This is a genomic window from Nocardioides agri (genome assembly GCF_013778305.1).
Taxonomy (GTDB): Bacteria; Actinomycetota; Actinomycetes; order Propionibacteriales; family Nocardioidaceae; genus Nocardioides; species Nocardioides agri.
On the sequence record NZ_JACEIC010000002.1, the window covers coordinates 2,063,537 to 2,081,233 of the forward strand.

The following is a 17,697-nucleotide window of genomic DNA, read 5'->3' on the forward strand; positions in this document are numbered from 1 at the left end:
CGGACTCATCGGGGCTCGAGGACGACCTTGCCGAGCGCCCGTCGGCCCTCGAGGTCGGCGTGTGCCCGCGCCGCCTCCGCGAGCGGGTACGCCGTGACGAGCGGCCGCCACTCCCCGGCCGCGACCCGGTCGAGCGCCCGGGTGGCCAGGCCCGGGATGCCGCCGGGCAGCGCTTGCATCCGGGCGCCCAGGCTCCAGCCGGCGCTCACCCCGAGACGCACCAGGTCACCGCTGTCGAAGGCCGTCGGCGACCCGGCCGAGAAGCCGAACATCACCAGCCGACCCCCGGGACGCAGCAGCTCGAGGGCGGTCCGCCCGATCGCGCCGCCGACCCCGTCGTAGACGACGGTGACCCCGCCCTCGACCTGCTCCGCCCAGTCGTCGCGGCCGTAGTCGACGACGAGGTCGGGCGCGATCTCCGCGAGACGGTCGCCGCGGTCGCCGCGAGCAGCTGCGACGACGCGGGCACCGCGGGCCCGGGCGTCCTGCACGAGCAGCCAGCCGAGGCCGCCCGCGGCCGAGAGCACCAGCACCGTGTCGTCCGGCCCGGCCGGTTCGAGCTCGACGACCCCCTGGGCGGTCCGACCGGTGCCGATCGCGGCGACGGCGGCGGGGAAGGTCACGTGGTCGGGCACGGGGAACAGCAGCCCGACCGCGGCGACGGCCTGCTCGGCGTACCCGCCCGGCACCATGCCGAGGTGCGCGGCCACCCGGCGGCCGAGCCAGGTCGGCTCGACCCCGTCGCCGAGTGCGTCGACGACGCCGGCGACCTCCCGGCCCGGGATCGTCGGCAGCTCCGGCGCCGGCAACGGCCCCGGCTCGCCGCGTCGGATCGTGGTGTCGAGGAGGTGCACCCCGCTCGCTGCGACGGCGATCCGCACCTGGCCGGGGCCGGGTTCGAGGTCGGGCAGCTCGTCGAGGACGAGCACGTCGGGAGGGCCGAAGGAGTGCATCCGGATCGCGTGCATGCCCCTATCCGACAAGCTCAAGCGCGCTTCAGGTCAAACCAGCGCAGCCACGTGCCGTGGCCGTGGGCCCACGCGACGGCGCGGCCGTCGACGCCGAGCACGAACCCACGGACGTCGTCGGGCATCGCGGGCCCGGTCGCGGTGACGGCGGGCAGAACGCGCGGCCCCTCGTTGCTCACCCAGTGGCAGCGGCCCCTGCCGACCAGGTCCGTCATCAGGTCCTGGAAGCGGTCGCGGTCGTCCGGCGCCAGGTAGGCGATCACCGCGCTGTGGAACACGACGACCGGGCCGTGCGCGGCGGCCTCCTCGACGAGGGCAGGCAGGCGGTCGAGCAGGTCGCCGGCGACGAGCCGCGGCGGCTCGGTGCGGGCGACCTCGACGGCGCGCGCCAGCAGCGCCCGCCGCTCCTCGTGCTCGGGCCACACCAGGTTCGTGAGCCACTCCACCTGGTCGGCGTCCGTGACGTCGATCGGGTGCAGGTCGACGCCGGCCCTCCAGGAGACGTCCGGCACCGCGTCCGGGAGCGGCGCCGGCCCCTCGACCCGCGCGGCGAGCACCGGCCCCGCGCCGGCACGCCGGACGCCCGCGGCGGTGCTCCACTCGTAGGCGTAGCGGTCCGGGAAGAGGTTGAGCCCTGCGCTCGCCCCGACCTCGATGAGCGCGATCGGCCGGCCGCCGGCCACCGACGCGAACGCCGGCAGGAGCGTGGCCAGCCGGCCGGCCTCGTTGGTCTGCGTCGAGCGCGCGAGGATCGTGCGCTCGATGGCGCCGTCGTCAGCGAGCAGGGCGGTCCGCAGCCCGTCGTACGGACCGGGCGCGGCGACCCCGTGCCAGCGGGCGGCCGCGAAGACGAGGTTGGGCTGCTGCTTGGGCAGCGGCAGTCGCGACAGCCACCCGAGCACCTCCGGGTCCTCGGCGACCCGCGATGCCCAGTCGTCGAAGCAGGGCGAGTAGCCGCGGGCGTCGAGCGCGAAGGCGCGGTACTGCTCGGCGGTGTCGGCGGTGAGGTCCATGGCGCCATTGTGGAGTCGCGGGCGGCGAAGCCTGACGCCGGCCGTCCGCTACCCCGCGGGCAGCGAGACGTAGGTCGTCTCGAGGTACTCCTCGATGCCCTCGAAGCCGCCCTCGCGGCCGAAGCCGCTCGCCTTGACCCCGCCGAACGGGGCGGCAGGGTTGGAGACCAGGCCGGTGTTGATGCCGACCATCCCGAAGTCGAGCGACTCGGCGACCCGGATCGTGCGGGCCAGGTCGCGGGTGTAGACGTACGACGCGAGGCCGTACTCCGTCGCGTTGGCCTGCCGGATCGCCTCGTCCTCGGTCTCGAACGTCGTGATCGGCGCGACCGGCCCGAAGATCTCCTGGAGGTTGATCTCGGACTCGGCGGGCACGTCCAGCAGCACGGTCGGCGGGTAGAAGTAGCCCGGCCCGTCGGACGCGCTGCCACCGCAGACCACGGTCGCCCCGTCGTGCACCGCGTCGGTGACGAGCTGGCTCACGCTCTCGACCGCCTTCTCGTCGATCAGCGGGCCGACGTCGACGCCCTCGTCCTGCCCCCGGCCGACCGAGAGCGCGCTCATCCGCTTGCCGAGCTTCTCGCCGAACTCCTGCGCCACGGAGGAGTGCACGAGGAACCGGTTGGCCGCGGTGCACGCCTCGCCCATGTTGCGCATCTTCGCGAGCATCGCGCCGTCGACGGCCGCGTCGACGTCGGCGTCCTCGAACACGAGGAACGGCGCGTTGCCGCCCAGCTCCATGCTGAGCCGCTGGAGCTGCTCCGCGGACTGGCGCACCAGCAGCTTCCCGACCGCCGTCGACCCGGTGAAGCTCACCTTGCGCAGCCGGTCGTCGGCCTGGAGGGTCTCGCTGAACTCGCTGTGCTTGCTGGTCGTCACGATGTTGAGCACGCCGTCGGGCAGGCCGGCCTCGGTGAGCACGGTCGCGAGCGCCAGCATGGTGAGCGGCGTCTGGCTGGCCGGCTTCACCACCATCGTGCAGCCGGCGGCGATCGCGGCGCCGATCTTGCGGGTCCCCATCGCCAGCGGGAAGTTCCACGGGGTGATGAACAGGCACGGACCGACCGGCTTCTTGATCGTCAGCAGCCGGCTGCCGCCCGCGGGCGCCTGCATCCAGCGGCCGTGGATGCGCACCGCCTCCTCGGCGTACCAGCGGAAGAACTCCGCGCCGTAGCCGACCTCGCCGCGCGCCTCGGCGACGGTCTTGCCCATCTCCAGGCTCATGAGGTGCGCGAACTGGTCGGCGCGGTCGATGATCAGCCCGAACGCCGCGCGCAGGATCTCCCCGCGCTCCCGCGGGGGGGTCGTCGCCCAGGCCGCCTGGGCCGCGACGGCGGCGTCCAGCGCGTCGACCGCGTCGTTGACGCTGCCGTCGGCGACATCGGTGAGCACCGAGCCGTCGGCGGGGTCGATCACGTCGATGCGCTGCCCGGTCTCCGAGTCGCGCCAGGTCCCGCCGATGAAGAGGCCCCGCTGGTCGGGGCCGAGGAGATCGAGTCCGTTCATGGTGCCCAGCCTGACACTCCCTCCCCTTCGGACAAACCGCTGACACCCCGGTCGGAACATGGCACCCTTGAGATGTCGACTCGGAGGGAGCACTTTGATGTCGGCAAGAGCCCCTTGCTGACCCCATGCAGCGAGGGGCTCGCCCCCTTCGCAGGCTCGATCTGCCGCACCCCCTCGCGTCAGATCACCAGGCTGAGAAGGACCGGGGCCCCGGCGTGCACGCCGGGGCCTCGTGTCATCTCCCGACCAGCCCGACGTCGCCGATGCGAATCGGTGCCGGACAGCCCTTGTGCGCGCCGAGCAAGAGGAGTTCCCTCGGATCGGAGGGTCGAGGAAGACCGGCCCGCAGGCACGGCAGGAGGCAGGCCATGGCCGAGAAGACCGCCCGGAGAGCGTCGGGACAAGATCTGGGGGCGAGCAGCCCGGACCGGATCAGGAACGTGGTGCTGGTGGGCCCGGCCGGGTCCGGGAAGACCACGCTCGCCGAGACCCTGCTCGCCGCCTCGGGCGCGATCCAGCGCGCCGGCTCCGTGCGCGACGGCACCACCGTCTGCGACCACGAGGAGTCCGAGCACGCCCACGGCCGCACCATCTCCCTCGCCGTCGCGCCGCTGGTGCACGAGGGCATCAAGATCAACCTCGTCGACACGCCCGGGTACGCCGACTTCGTCGGCGAGCTGCGGGCCGGGCTCCGGGCCGCCGACTGCGCGCTCTTCGTCATCGCGGCCAACGAGGACATCGACGACGGCACGCGGGCGCTGTGGCGCGAGTGCGCGAGCGTCGGCATGCCGCGCGCGGTCGTGATCACCAAGCTCGACCAGGCCCGGGCCGACTACGACGGCCTGCTGATGCAGGCGCAGGACGCGTTCGGTGAGCGGGTGATGCCGCTGTTCGTCCCGGTGCGACAGGGCGACGACGTCGTCTCGCTGACCGGCCTGCTCCCGCCGAGCGACGCGGCCGAGGCGACCGGGCTGCGCGGCGACCTGATCGAGGCCGTCATCGAGGAGTCCGAGGACGAGACGCTGATGGACCGCTACGTCGGGGGCGAGGAGATCGACGAGAAGGTGCTCGTCGACGACCTCGAGCGCGCGGTCGCCCGCGCGACCTTCTTCCCCGTCGTACCCGTGTGCTCGGTGACCGGCGTCGGCTGCGCCGAGCTGCTCGACCTCGCCGTCCGGGCCTTCCCTTCGCCGGCCGAGCACGTCCCGCCGGAGGTCTTCACGCCGTCGGGGGCGGGCGCCGGCGAGATCGCGTGCGACCCCGAGGGACCACTGGTGGCCGAGGTGGTCAAGACGACCAGCGACCCGTACGTCGGCCGGCTGAGCCTCGTCCGGGTCTTCTCCGGGACGCTCACCGCCGACCAGGCGGTGCACGTCTCCGGGCACTTCACGTCGTTCTTCGGCGAGTCCGCCGGACACCCCGACCACGACGAGGACGAGAAGATCGGCGCGCTGGCGTACGTGTTCGGCAAGGCCCAGGCGCCGACCGAGCGCGTCGTCGCCGGTGACATCTGCGCGATCGGGCGCCTCAGCCGAGCCGAGACCGGCGACACCCTCTCCGCCGCGGAGGAGCCGCGGGTGCTGCGGCCGTGGTCGATGCCGGAGCCCCTGATGCCGACGGCGATCGTGGCGAGCAGCAAGGCCGACGAGGACAAGCTCTCCCAGGCGCTGGCGCGGCTGGCCGCCGAGGATCCGTCGCTGCGGATCGAGAACAACGCCGAGACCCACCAGCTGGTGCTGTGGTGCATGGGCGAGTCGCACGTCGACGTGACCCTGGAGCGGCTCACCGAGCGCTACGGCGTGCACGTCGAGACGGTCCCGTTCATCGTGTCGCTGCGTGAGACCTTCGCCGGGAAGGCCAAGGGCCTCGGCCGGCACGTGAAGCAGTCCGGCGGCCACGGCCAGTTCGCGGTCTGCCACATCGAGGTGGAGCCGCTCCCGGAGGGCAGCGGCTTCGAGTTCGTCGACAAGGTCGTCGGCGGCGCCGTCCCCCGCAACTTCATCCCGAGCGTCGAGAAGGGCGTGCGGCACCAGATGGAGCGGGGCGTGCGGCTCGGCCACCCGGTCGTCGACCTGCGGGTGACGCTCACCGACGGCAAGGCGCACAGCGTCGACTCCTCGGACATGGCCTTCCAGACCGCGGGCGCGCTCGCGCTGCGCGAGGCCGCCGCCGCGACGACGGTCACGATGCTCGAGCCCTACGACTCGGTGTCGGTGATCGTCCCCGACGACCAGGTCGGTCCGGTGATGAGCGACCTCTCCTCCCGCCGCGGGCGCCTGCTCGGCACCGACAAGGTCGGCGAGGACCGCACCCAGGTGCTGGCCGAGGTGCCGCAGACCGAGCTCGTCCGGTACGCCGTGGACCTGCGCTCCGCGACCCACGGCGCCGGCGTCTTCACGCGCACCTTCGCCCACTACGAGCCGATGCCCGAGGAGGTGGCGAGGACGATCCCGCCGCGGGAGTGAGGACGCTCAGCCGAGGTGCTGCCGGAAGAACGCGACGGCGTCGGCGGCGACCTCGCGGCGCACGGGTGCCTCGGGGCGCAGTGGGGGGATGAAGTCCTCGTGGCCCGCCGGGCCGACCTCCCGGCCGGCGGCGCCCGGGATGCCCTCGAGGTAGGGACGCGCGTCGGCGTCGAAGGGATTGATCCGGTCGGCGCTCGCCCAGCGGATCTCGACCGGCACCGACACCCCGCGCAGGCTCCCCGGGTCGACCAGGCCACCGAGGCCGGGCGCGACCAGGAAGGCAGCGCGGACGCGGTCGTCGGAGAGGTCCGCACCCGAGCGCGCGACCGCGGCCGCGACGGCGTCCGGCGAGACCTCCTGGCGCAGCCGTTCGAAGACGTCGGGGAACTCGGGGATGTCGGGTGCCGGCACCGCACCGCCGACCACCGCCCCGACCACGACCGGGTCGAGCCGTGCGCCGGCGAGCGCGGCGACCGTGTAGCCGCCGTACGAGAAGCCGGCGGCTCCGACCGGTCCGAGAGGCCCCTCCCGCTCGAGGGCGTCGAGGACCACGGTCAGGTCCCGCGGTCGCTCCCACCCGAACAGGAAGCCGGCCGGGTGGTAGCCGCCGTGGGCGTCGTTGCCGTGGTGGTCGAGGGCGACCACCCGGAAGCCGGCGTCGGACAGCGGCTCCGCGAGCCAGGCCATCGCGCCGGCCGAGCCGCCGGTGCCGTGCGAGAGCACGACCAAGGGGTCGCCCGGCGCGTGCGGCCACTCGTGCACGCGGATCGGCCGCGGCTCGTCGGCGTCCCAGTAGCTGCGTCGCTCGGGGTCGAGGAGGACGCGGGTCGAGGGCGACCTCATCGCGTGCGCAGGAACCGCTCGAGGAGCGGACCCGCGGTCCCGGACCCGGAGTCGCCCTCGTCGACGTAGACCGCGACCGCGAGGTCGCCCTGCGCGGCGACCATCCAGGCGTGCGTGAGGGTCTTGCCGCCCTTCTCGAACTCGGCGGTGCCGGTCTTGGCGATCGCCGGCGGGCCGGGGAGGTCGAGCAGGCCGCGGCCGCTGCCGGAGGTGACGACCGCCCGGAGCATGCCCTGGAGCGCGGCGGCCTCCTGGGCGCCCAGCGGCGTCGCCTCGTCGGGCACGGCGGACTCGACCGACCTCACCAGCTGCGGCACCACGGTCCGGCCGGCCTGGATGGAGGCCATCACGGTCGCCATCGCCATCGGGGAGGCGAGGATGCCGCCCTGGCCGATCAGGTCGGCCGCGGCCTCGGTCTGCGACTGCGGCTCCGGCACCTGGCCGAAGTACGCCGGGAAGCCGAGGTCGTGGTCGATCCCGAGGCCCAGCGACGCCGCAGCGGCCGCCAGGTCGCCATCGCCGACCTTGCCGGCCTGGGAGATGAACGCGGTGTTGCAGGAGTTGGCGACCGCGGTGCGCAGCGGGATGTCGCCGAGGGCCGAGCTCGGGTAGTCGTCGTAGTTCTCGAACGGCTTGCCGTCGACGCCCACCCTGCTGGTGCACGGCACCACGGTGTCGGGCGTCAGGCCGGCCCGCAGCAGGGCGAGGCTGCTCACGGTCTTGAACGTCGAGCCGGGCGCGGCCTGGCCGTAGGTCGCGAAGTTGTAGCCGCCGGTGCCGGGGCCGTTGGCGGCCGCCAGGATCGCCCCGTCGGAGGGCCGGACCGCGACCAGGGCGCTCGCCGGGCCGACGTCGGCGAGCGCGGCCTCGGCAGCCTGCTGGGCCTGGACGTCCAGGGTCAGCTCGATCGTCTGGCCGGGCTGCGGATCGACGCGGTAGAGCTCGCGCTCGCGGCCGCTCCCGGCGACGGCGTTGACCACGAGCCCGTCGACGCCCTGGAGCTGCTCGTCGTAGCGCGCCTGGAGGCCGGACAGACCGGCCTGGTCGCCGACCTGGTAGCGGTCCGGATGCTCCGCGATCATCTCCGCCGTGACCTCGCCGACGGAGCCGAGGATCGGCAGCGCGAAGTCGCGGGTCGGTCCCAGTGGGATGTCGTCGGCGACCGCCCGGGCGCCGGTGATCGCCGCGTAGCCCTGCGCCACGTCGAGCGGCACGTCGTCCTTGCGGATCACGATCGCCTCGACGAACGCCTTCTCACCGGCGGCCTCGACGCGTGCGGCGTACGCCGCCGGGTCGATCCCGACCAGCTGGGCCAGCCGGCGTGCCGACCGTCCGGCCTGCGCCTGGGGCACCTGGGACCGGTCGATGCCGAACCTGGTCACGGCCCGGTCGGTGACGATCACGTCGCCGTGGTTGCCGAGGATCAGGCCGCGGTCGCCGGCGACCGGGGTGACGTCGAGGACGCTGCCCTCGCGCAGGCTCGGCTCCACGAGCGCGCGGCTCCACTCGACCTGCCACTCGTCGCCGGCCTTGGTCATCGTGACGGGGGCGGTGTAGCTCCACTCCTCGCCGCCGACCGGCCAGGTCCAGGCCAGGGTTGCGCTCGCGGTCTCGCCGTCCTCCTCGACGCCGCCGGCCGTGACCGTCGGCGTCAGGTCGCCCATCCCCTCGACGACCGTCGAGTAGTCGGTGGCGACCTCGTCGACGGTCTGGCCGGAGGTCAGCGCGACGTCGCTGAAGTCGCCCCCGACCAGTGCCAGCGCCAACGTGTCCGCGGCGTCGTCGGGGTCGGGCCCGGTGACCTTGTCGGCCGCGTCGCACGCGGTGAGGGCACCCAGGACGAGGGCGGCGGCGACGGCTGGTCGGAGGGAACGCACGCCCCCGGTTTTACCAGCCGGGTCAGACGAGCATCCCGGACACCAGCGGCAGGTAGCCGCTCGCGTGCCCGGCCCGGTTGGGGTGGTAGCTCTCGCTGACCGGGTTGGAGAGCCCGTTCAGCCACTCGGTGTCGTCGCAGACGGCGTGGCCGACGAACCGGCTGGTCGGGTTAGCGAAGGAGAACCCCCGCGCTGCGGCGGCGGCCGAGAGCTTGCTGTTGAGCAGGTCCGCCGTCGCGTTGAGCCGGGTCTCCTCGGCCGGGGAGAAGAAGGTCCCGGCGTTGCAGTCCTCACCGTTGAACACCCGGGGGTAGCCGACCACGACCACCTTGGCGTTCGGCGCCTTGCTGCGGATCGAGGAGTAGAGCGTCGACAGCGCGCCGGGCAGCGTGTTGTTGATGTAGGCCTGCGCGGTGTTGATCCTGCCGTCGCAGTTGCTGGCCCAGCCGGGCTGCGCGCACTCGGTGACCACGCTCGAGAACCCGGCGTCGTTGCCGCCCACCGAGACCGTGACGTAGCCGGTGCCCGTCGACAGCGCGCTCAGCTGACCGGTGACGTCGGGGATCTTGGCGCCGGAGCAGGCCTTGAACGTCAGCGCGTAGCCCTTCTGCTGCGCCACGAGGTAGGGGTAGGCGTAGGTCGAGCGCTGGCAGGACGTCCCGTCGCTGATGTAGGTGCGGGTCCCGACGCCGGACGAGTAGGAGTCGCCGAGGGCGACGTACGCCGGCGCGGCGGCCTGGGCCGGCGCGGTGAGGACGAGCGGGACCGCGAGCAGCGACGCGAGCGCGGAGACCGTGGCAGCGAGGCGACGGCGCAGTGACATGGGACCTCCCGGGAGCGGACGTCACGCCGCCCGCCGGTGTGACCGCGATCACACTAGGGGTCCCCGATGTCGAGTTGGGCCCGAATCACCCGCCAGTCGGGCACAAATCACGGACCGGCGGGAACGCGGCCCAGCTCAACGGTGACTGGCGCCCAACTCAACGGTTCTTGTGGCGGGGCTTCTTGTCGTAGCCGCGGTCCGGGCGGCGGTCGCGGGGCGGGCCGCCGGCGTCCTGGGAGAGCTCGATGAGCTTGCCGGAGATCCGGGTGCCGCGCAGGCGGTCCCACGCCTCGCCGGGCAGGTCGGCGGGCAGCTCGACGAGCGAGTGGTCGCCGCGGATGTCGATGTGGCCGAAGTCCTCGCGGGAGAGGCCGCCCTCGTTGGCGAGCGCGCCGACGATCTGGCGGGGCTCGACGCGGTGCCGCTTGCCGACCGCGATCCGGTACGTCGCCATGGGGACGTCGCTGCGGCCACGCGGGCGCCGCTCGCGCGGCCCCCGGTCGCCGCGGTCCGGGCGGTCGCCGCGGTCGCGGGCCGGGCGGTCCTCGCGCGGCGGACGGATCTCGTCGCCGGGCTGGAGCAGCAGCGGGGTCTCGCCCTGGGCGACGATCGCCAGCGCGGCGGCCACGTCGGCCTCGGGCACGTCGTGCTCGCGGACGTAGTGGCCGATGATGTCGCGGAAGCGGTCGACGCGCGCGGTCTGGGTCAGCGCCTCGGTGATCGCGTCGTCGAAGCGCGAGAGCCGCGTGCTGTTGACGTCCTCGGCGGTCGGCAGCTGCATCTGCGTCAGGGGCTGCCGGGTCGCCTTCTCGATGTGCTTGAGCAGGTAGCGCTCGCGCGGGGTCACGAACGAGATCGCGTCGCCGCTGCGGCCGGCGCGACCGGTGCGGCCGATCCGGTGCACGTAGGACTCGGTGTCGGTGGGGATGTCGTAGTTGACGACGTGGCTGATCCGCTCGACGTCGAGACCGCGGGCCGCGACGTCGGTGGCGACCAGGATGTCGAGCTTGGCGGACTTCAGCTGGTTGACCGTGCGCTCACGTTGGGCCTGGACGACGTCGCCGTTGATCGCCGCCGCCGAGAAGCCGCGGGCCCGGAGCTTCTCCGCCAGCATCTCCGTCTCGCTCTTGGTGCGGACGAAGACGATCATCCCTTCGAAGTTCTCGACCTCGAGGATCCGCGTGAGGGCGTCGACCTTCTGCGGGTAGCTCACCATCAGGTAGCGCTGGGTGATGTTGGGCGAGGTCGTGGTCTTGCCCTTGACCGTGATCTCTTCGGGGTTGCTGAGGTACTGCTTGGAGATGCGGCGGATCTGGGCCGGCATCGTCGCGGAGAACAGCGCGACGTTCTTGTCGTCCGGGGTGTCGGCGAGGATCGTCTCGACGTCCTCGGCGAAGCCCATGTTGAGCATCTCGTCGGCCTCGTCGAGCACCAGGAAGCGCAGCTCGGTCAGGTCGAGCGTGCCCTTCTCGAGGTGGTCCATGATCCGGCCCGGGGTGCCGACGACGATGTGCACGCCGCGGCGCAGGGCGCTGAGCTGTACGCCGTACGCCTGGCCGCCGTAGACCGGCAGCACGTGCACGCCCTTCATGTGCGCGGCGTACTTCTCGAACGCCTCGCAGACCTGCAGCGCGAGCTCACGCGTCGGGGCGAGCACCAGCGCCTGGGGCGTCTTCTGCGAGAGGTCGAGGCGGGACAGGATCGGCAGCGCGAACGCCGCGGTCTTGCCGGTGCCGGTCTGCGCCAGGCCGACGACGTCGCGGCCGGCGAGCAGCGGCGGGATGGTCGCGGCCTGGATGGCGGACGGCTTCTCGTAGCCGACGTCGCTCAGCGCCTTCAGCACCTTGGCGTCGAGTCCGAGGTCGTCGAACGTCACCTCGGGGGTGGTCGGGTCGTCCTGGTCCTCGTTGCTCACCCGTCAACGGTAGTGGGCTCGTCCAGCCCTGCCACCTTCGTCGGCGCGGTGGGCTGGGTCACTCGACGGTGACCGACTTGGCCAGGTTGCGCGGCTTGTCGATGTCGTGGCCGAGCCGCAGCGCGGCGTGGTAGGCCAGCAGCTGCAGCGGTACGACGAGCAGCACCGGGTCGAGCTCGCGCTCGTTGCGCGGCACGTCGATCCGCACGCACTGCACCTCGCCGAGGTCGACGCCCTCGTGGGTGATCACGACGAGGGGGCCGCGGCGCGCGGCGATCTCGTGCAGGGCGCCGACGTTGCGGTCGGTGAGCTCGTCGTCCGGGACGATCGCCACCGTCGGCACCTGCTCGCTGACCAGCGCGAGCGGGCCGTGCTTGAGCTCGGAGGTCTGGTAGGCCTCGGCGTGCCGGTAGGAGATCTCCTTGAACTTCTGCGCGCCCTCGCGGGCGACCGGGTAGCCGCGCACCCGGCCGACGAAGAAGAGGCTCTCGGCGTCGGCGAGCTGCTGCGCGACCTCGCCGATCTCCGCCTCGCGGTCGAGGATCTCCTGGATCTGCTCAGGGATCCGGGCCAGCCCGGCGATGAGCCGCTTGCCGTCGGCGATCGAGAGGTCCCGCACCCGGCCGAGCTGGAGGGCGAGCAGCGCGAAGCCGAGGAACATGTTGGTGAGCGCCTTGGTCGACGCGACCGCCACCTCTGGCCCGGCGTGGAGGTAGATCCCGCCGTCGCACTCGCGCGCGATCGCGCTGCCGACGACGTTGACCAGCCCGACGACGCGGCCGCCCTTGCGCCGGATCTCCTGCACGGCCAGCAGGGTGTCGATCGTCTCGCCCGACTGGCTGACCGCGACGTAGAGGGTGTCCGGCTCGATGACCGGGTCGCGGTAGCGGAACTCGCTGGCCGCCTCGGCGTCCGCCGGGATGCGCGCCAGCTCCTCCACGAGCGCGGCGCCCATCTGGCCGACGTAGTAGGCCGACCCGCAGCCCAGGATCTTCACCCGGCGGATCGCGCGGGTGTCACGGGCGTCCATGTTGAGGCCGCCGAGGTGCGCGGTCCCGAAGCGATCGTCGAGCCGGCCGCGCAGCACCCGCTCCGCGGCGACGGGCTGCTCGAGCATCTCCTTGTGCATGTAGGACTCGTGGTCGCCGGCGTCGTACGCCGCCGGGTCGACGTCGACCGTCACCGCCGACCGGGTGACCGGCCGCAGGTCCCCGCCGTACGTCGTGAAGCCGCCGGCCGTCACGGTGGCGATCTCGCCGTCGTCGAGGTGCGCGACCGTCGTCGTGTGCCGCACCACCGCCGCCAGGTCGGAGGCGACCCACATCTCCTTCTCGCCGACGCCGATCAGCAGCGGGCTGCCGTTGCGCGCGACGACCATCCGGTCGGGGAAGTCGACGTGCAGGACGGCGAGGCCGTAGGTGCCCTCGATGGCGGCGAGCGCGTCGACGACCTTGCCCTCGAGGGTCCCCGCCTCCGACCGGGCGACCAGGTGCGCGACGACCTCGGTGTCGGTGTCGCTCACCAGGTCGACGCCCTCGTCGGACAGCCGCTGCCGCAGCGCGGCCGCGTTGTCGATGATCCCGTTGTGGACGACGGCCACCAGGCCCTTGGCGTCGGTGTGCGGGTGGGCGTTGACGTCGTTGGCGGGACCGTGCGTGGCCCAGCGGGTGTGCCCGATCCCGGTCTTGCCGCCGAACCGCTTCGGGAGGCTGTCCGCGAGGTCGCGCACCCGCCCGGCCTGCTTGGCGACCTTGAGGCCGGTGCCGCCCAGCAGCGCGACACCCGCCGAGTCGTAGCCCCGGTGCTCGAGGCGGCTGAGCCCCTCGAGCAGCAGCGGGGCGGCCTGCTGGGCTCCGACGTACCCGACGATTCCGCACATCTTCGTTGTCCTCTCAGCCGTACACGATCCGGCGCAGCTGTCGCTCGGACAGCTCGGGAGCGGCCACCACGCGGCCGGCCAGCTCCTCGGCGATCCGGGCGAAGATCTCCGAGTTCTTCGCGCCGTAGGTCTTCAGGTGGGCGTGCCGACGCCGCACGTAGTCCTCCACGGACTCGGCGTGGAAGGCGACGACGTCCTCCACCACCCGGGTCGCCTCGCCGGCCGAGAGGCCGGTGCTGGCGACGATCCGCGCCACCAGCGCGGGGTCGGGCGGTGTCGGCACGGTCATGATCGTCGGTCGATCCGGGGCTATCTGCAACTTCCTGCCCGAATTCGGGCAGGAAACCCCTACTTCTAGGGAATCCAGCACCACCCGCCGCGCTGAGCGCGGGTGGAGCACGGTGCGCCCGCTATCGCCGTGGAGTGGGTCCGGGTGGGGCGCCGAGGCCGATCTAGCCGGAGATGCGACGGGCGCGGTGGGGATCGGCTACGCTGGGTGAACGGACGGTGAACGAAAGGCATCCCATGAGCGACACCAACATGACCACCGGTCTCGTGCAGACCTGGGTGCCGACGACCGACGACGGCGGCCGGACCCGGCTCGAGGCGCACTGGATCTCCGCGCCGGCGGTGCCGGCGCACGCGACGCACGCCGCCTGACCCACGGACACCGAGGAGCCCACCCGGACAGCTCCGGGCGGGCTTCTCGTGCGTCCGGACGATCTTCTTCGGGGGGTGGGGAATGAATCGGACCGCGGTCCGGTTCAGGTGATCAAAGGTTCAACCACTTTCTCGATCACCAGGAGTTCCGATGTCGTTCTTCAACCGCCAGGCCGCCGAGCAGTTCGACGCCCCCACCGCCGCCGTCGAGGACATCTCCGGCGACTACACCATCGACCCGACGCACACCCGGATCGGCTTCAGCACCCGGCACGCGATGGTCACGACCGTCCGCGGCCAGTTCACCGACTTCGCCGGCACCGCCCACGTGGACGCCGCGAACCCGGCCGCCTCGAAGGTCGAGCTGAGCATCCAGACCGCGAGCATCGACACCGGCGTCGCCGACCGCGACGGCCACCTGCGCTCCGCCGACTTCTTCGACGCGGACAACAACAAGGAGATCACCTTCTCCTCCACGAAGGTCGAGCGCGACGGCGACGACTGGGTCGTCACCGGCGACCTGTCGATCAAGGGCGAGACCAAGCCCGTCACCGTCGTCTTCGAGCCGACCGGCTCGGCGCGCGACCCGTTCGGCAACCTGCGCATCGGCTTCGAGGGTGGCACCACCATCAACCGCAAGGACTGGGGCCTGACCTGGAACGCCGCGCTCGAGACCGGCGGCGTGCTGGTCTCCGAGAAGGTCAAGCTCGAGTTCGACGTCTCGGCGATCCGCAACGCCTGAGCCTCAGCACCCGACAGCACGACGGCCCGTCCCCGGTGGGGGCGGGCCGTCGTCCTACGTCGGCCCGGCGCTCAGGCCGCCATCACCCCGACGGCCTCCGGCTGGAAGCCCGGGAAGACGGCCGCGGTCGAGGCGGAGGTGCGGGTGGCGACGATCTCGGCGAGCACGCTGCGGTAGTCGGTCGTGACGGAGACGTCGGCGTCGAGGCCGGCCTGCAGCCCCGGCCACCGGCCGTAGTACTGACCACCCTTGACGCCCGCGCCGGCGACCAGCATGACGTTGCCCCACCCGTGGTCGAGCCCGCCGTTGGCGTTCTCCTGGACCCGTCGCCCGAACTCGCTGATGGTGACCAGCGTGACCCGGTCGGCCGCAGGCCCCAGGTCGGCGAAGAACGCAGCGATCGCCGTCGAGAGCTCGGTGGCGTTGTTGCGCATCCACCCCGACTCCGGCTTGCCGAGGCCGACGTGCATGTCCCAGATGCCGCTGTCGACGGTCACGGCGGCCACGCCGAGGTCGGCGCGCAGCGTGCGCGCGACCGAGGAGAGCGCCTGGCCCAGGTCGGTCGTGGGGTACGCCGCGAGGTTCGAGGGCTGCTCGACCGCCGAGCGCAGGTCGACGACCGCCGCGAGCGCCTCGCGGAAGGCGCCGCCCATCGGACCGGCGGCGCGCGCCCACTGGGCGTTGAGCGCGCCCAGCCGGCCGGTCGCGGCGCTGGCCCGGCGGCCGGTGCCGGCGACCCGCGCGCGCTCGAGGCTGGCGAACGACATCACCGGCTGCGGACCGGCCATCGCGGTCGGCAGGCTCGTGCCGACGGCCAGCGCCCGGAGCGAGCCCTCGCTGCCGTCGTTGCCGACCAGGCGGTTGAGCCAACCCACCCGCTGGCTGGACCCGGGGTCGGCGTCCTCCAGCTCCTCCATCGCCGAGAAGTGCGAGCGGTTGGGCACCGGCAGCCCGGTGGCGTGGACGGCGGCGAGCTTGCCGGCGGTCCACAGCGGCAGCAGCGGCGCCATCGCCGGGTGCATGCCGAAGAACCCGTCCTTGGCGATCAGCTGGTCGGCCGGGACCGCGATGCCGGGCCGCGCGGCGTAGTAGACCGGGTCGCCGTGCGGCACCACGAGCGAGAGCCCGTCGGCGGCGCCGCGCAGGGAGACCACCACCAGCGCGTTGCCACCGCGGGGCGCGGCCTTGGCGGCGACCGCGTCGCGGGCGCCGACGGTCACGGCGGTGCCGCCGAACATCGTCGTCGCACCGAGGAGGGCGGCGCCGCGCAGCATCGAGCGGCGGGTCGGACCGGGCTGGGGGCAACCGCACGGGTCGTCGGCGAGGAACTCGTCGTGAGGCAGGGCACTCATGGGGACTCCTGGGCGGTGGTCAGCGGTGGTAGAAGGCGGGGCTGTCGAGGACGGTGGCGACCAGGCGCGGCATCCGGGACTGCAGGACGGGCGAGCCCGGGCCCACCTCGTCGTCCGGGTGCGCGTTCACGGCGACACAGCACGCCTCGAGCAGCCCGCGGGTCGACTCGCGGTGGAGCAGCAGCCGGGAGAGGTGGTCGACGAGGTCGCGGAACACCATGCTCCGGCCGCGCGCGAGCCAGGAGCGCTTGCGCGGGAACTGCACGGAGTCGCCCGGCCAGAACCCGTTGACCATGTCCCAGTGGAAGGCCATCGACGCGAGCGCCCGGGTCGCGGACGACCACGATGCGTTGTCGACGGGCTGGCCGTCGGGCCGGGGCCAGGTGAACGGCGCGAGACCCAGCAGGGCGGTCTGCCAGTAGACCTGGTTGGCCGCCGACGCCTCGGTCCGCGGCGGCTTCACGCCGACCCCGAGGACGCGGTACGTCGCGACGACGTCCTCATCGGCGTCGCGCACCTTCTTGTCGATCGCGGAGCGGAACTCGGCCGAGCGGACCAGCGTCCGGAGCACCGGCGCGATGGCCGTGTCGTTCTGGAGGTAGACCGCAGCCAGCTGGTCCACGAGGCTCGCCGGCACGCTGTCCGACACGAAGGCCCGGGCCAGCTTCGTCGCGATCCGTCGTGCGGTCGCCGGGTGGTGCGCGAGGTAGGTCAGGTAGCGCCGGACGAGGTCCCGCCCGTCCGCGTCGGCGTTCGGGTCGCTGAACCCGGCCACCGACACCGGGCCGGTCCAGTGGTCCTGCGGGGCGTAGTAGGCCGCCCAGGTGTTGTAGAGGTCGACCCGGTGACCGGTGAGGATTCGCGCGGAGCTCTTGACGTCGTCCTCGCCGAAGCTGCCGATGCCCAGCGTGTGCAGCTCGAGCAGCTCACGGCCGAGGTTCTCGTTGGGGTGCGCCTTCGTCGAGGTCGCGGCACCCAGGTAGGTCAGCATCGCGGGGTGCACCACCGTGGCCTGGAGCAGGTCCTCGAACCGGCCGAGCGCCCGCTGTCGGATGGTCTCGCCGTACCCGATCCGGCTGACGTGGATGTTGTCGAAGGTGGTCGGGACGTGGAAGTGGTTCTCCCAGAACTCCGTCATCACCTCGAGCACCTGGCGTGGGGAGGTCATCCGCCGCATCACCACGCGGTTGCCGTAGTCCCACATCACCTCCCAGCCGCCGCGGATGCCCATCCTGTTGCGCTCCCAGAGCGTGACCGCGTCGAGGTGCAGGTCCGGCCACCAGTCGCAGAGGTTGTCCGCGCTGCCGTCGTACGCCGTGGCGAGCTGCTGGTCGAACCAGGCGAGATGGCCACCCGCGGCACGCACCTCGGCGGCCAGCCGCGGGGTGATGCCATAGCTGAACCGGTTCACCAGGTGGCGCGCGGCGGGCTTCAGGATCGCGGTCTGCGGGTAGCGGCCGGGGCGGTAGGAGACCTTCGGACGCGTTGCGACGGCGGGCGCGGCCGCGGCACCGGTCGCGACGACGGCCGTGCCCGCGGCACCGCCGGCGAGGCGCAGGGCGCGCCGTCGGGTGGGCACGTCAGGAGTGGAAGCAGTCATGGCGGACGTCCCTGTCCTCGGGGGGTTGGGGAAAACCGGTCGTGATCCGTGTCG

14 protein-coding genes are annotated in these 17,697 nt (G+C 72.9%); 3 read left to right on the top strand and 11 right to left on the bottom strand.

Going from position 1 to position 17,697, the window contains the following annotated elements; genetic code table 11:
* Window positions 1-5: 5 nt before the first annotated feature.
* The 3 genes from HZF07_RS14565 to HZF07_RS14575 are packed head-to-tail and all read right to left on the bottom strand — an operon-like array spanning window position 6 to window position 3,487.
* Entirely contained in the window at window positions 6-968 is a 963-nt protein-coding gene (locus HZF07_RS14565; protein WP_157342636.1) for a zinc-binding dehydrogenase, read from the bottom strand.
* Between the two features lie 17 nt (window positions 969-985).
* Entirely contained in the window at window positions 986-1,981 is a 996-nt protein-coding gene (locus tag HZF07_RS14570) for a DUF2332 domain-containing protein (RefSeq protein WP_157342638.1), read from the bottom strand.
* A gap of 48 nt (window positions 1,982-2,029) precedes the next feature.
* Window positions 2,030-3,487, bottom strand: coding sequence for an NAD-dependent succinate-semialdehyde dehydrogenase (locus HZF07_RS14575; RefSeq protein ID WP_157342640.1), 1,458 nt, complete (start codon window positions 3,485-3,487; stop codon window positions 2,030-2,032).
* 368 nt (window positions 3,488-3,855) lie between these two features.
* Between HZF07_RS14575 and HZF07_RS14580 the strand changes: the two genes are divergently transcribed.
* Complete coding sequence (locus HZF07_RS14580) at window positions 3,856-5,952, top strand: elongation factor G-like protein EF-G2 (protein WP_157342642.1); 2,097 nt, start codon at window positions 3,856-3,858, stop codon at window positions 5,950-5,952.
* Window positions 5,953-5,958: 6 nt separating this feature from the next.
* Here the strand turns inward: HZF07_RS14580 and HZF07_RS14585 are convergent, their stop codons facing one another.
* The 6 genes from HZF07_RS14585 to HZF07_RS14610 form a co-directional block, all read right to left on the bottom strand.
* Window positions 5,959-6,795: an alpha/beta hydrolase family protein gene (locus HZF07_RS14585; protein WP_157342644.1), complete on the bottom strand. Its 837-nt coding sequence runs from the start codon at window positions 6,793-6,795 to the stop codon at window positions 5,959-5,961.
* Entirely contained in the window at window positions 6,792-8,672 is a 1,881-nt protein-coding gene (locus tag HZF07_RS14590; RefSeq protein ID WP_181645211.1) for a penicillin-binding transpeptidase domain-containing protein, read from the bottom strand. The genes HZF07_RS14585 and HZF07_RS14590 overlap by 4 nt, the downstream gene beginning before the upstream one ends.
* A gap of 22 nt (window positions 8,673-8,694) precedes the next feature.
* On the bottom strand, window positions 8,695-9,495 hold the full coding sequence (locus HZF07_RS14595; protein WP_157342646.1) for an SGNH/GDSL hydrolase family protein: 801 nt from the start codon (window positions 9,493-9,495) through the stop codon (window positions 8,695-8,697).
* Window positions 9,496-9,652: 157 nt separating this feature from the next.
* Window positions 9,653-11,410: a DEAD/DEAH box helicase gene (locus HZF07_RS14600; protein WP_181645212.1), complete on the bottom strand. Its 1,758-nt coding sequence runs from the start codon at window positions 11,408-11,410 to the stop codon at window positions 9,653-9,655.
* A gap of 58 nt (window positions 11,411-11,468) precedes the next feature.
* Complete coding sequence (gene glmS / locus HZF07_RS14605; RefSeq protein WP_157342648.1) at window positions 11,469-13,289, bottom strand: glutamine--fructose-6-phosphate transaminase (isomerizing); 1,821 nt, start codon at window positions 13,287-13,289, stop codon at window positions 11,469-11,471.
* Between the two features lie 13 nt (window positions 13,290-13,302).
* Window positions 13,303-13,578, bottom strand: coding sequence for a hypothetical protein (locus HZF07_RS14610; RefSeq protein WP_157342650.1), 276 nt, complete (start codon window positions 13,576-13,578; stop codon window positions 13,303-13,305).
* 236 nt (window positions 13,579-13,814) lie between these two features.
* Here HZF07_RS14610 and HZF07_RS23995 point away from each other — a divergent pair, with 236 nt between their 5' ends.
* Both HZF07_RS23995 and HZF07_RS14615 read left to right on the top strand, forming a co-directional pair.
* A complete protein-coding gene (locus HZF07_RS23995; protein ID WP_258562589.1) occupies window positions 13,815-13,949 on the top strand; it encodes a hypothetical protein in 135 nt (44 codons plus the stop codon).
* Window positions 13,950-14,100: 151 nt separating this feature from the next.
* On the top strand, window positions 14,101-14,691 hold the full coding sequence (locus HZF07_RS14615; protein ID WP_157342652.1) for a YceI family protein: 591 nt from the start codon (window positions 14,101-14,103) through the stop codon (window positions 14,689-14,691).
* 71 nt (window positions 14,692-14,762) lie between these two features.
* Here the strand turns inward: HZF07_RS14615 and HZF07_RS14620 are convergent, their stop codons facing one another.
* Both HZF07_RS14620 and HZF07_RS14625 read right to left on the bottom strand, forming a co-directional pair.
* Window positions 14,763-16,043 (bottom strand): DUF1501 domain-containing protein, encoded by a 1,281-nt coding sequence (locus HZF07_RS14620; protein WP_157342654.1) that lies wholly within the window; start codon window positions 16,041-16,043, stop codon window positions 14,763-14,765.
* Window positions 16,044-16,062: 19 nt separating this feature from the next.
* Window positions 16,063-17,622 (bottom strand): DUF1800 domain-containing protein, encoded by a 1,560-nt coding sequence (locus HZF07_RS14625; protein WP_157342656.1) that lies wholly within the window; start codon window positions 17,620-17,622, stop codon window positions 16,063-16,065.
* Window positions 17,623-17,697 lie beyond the last annotated feature (75 nt).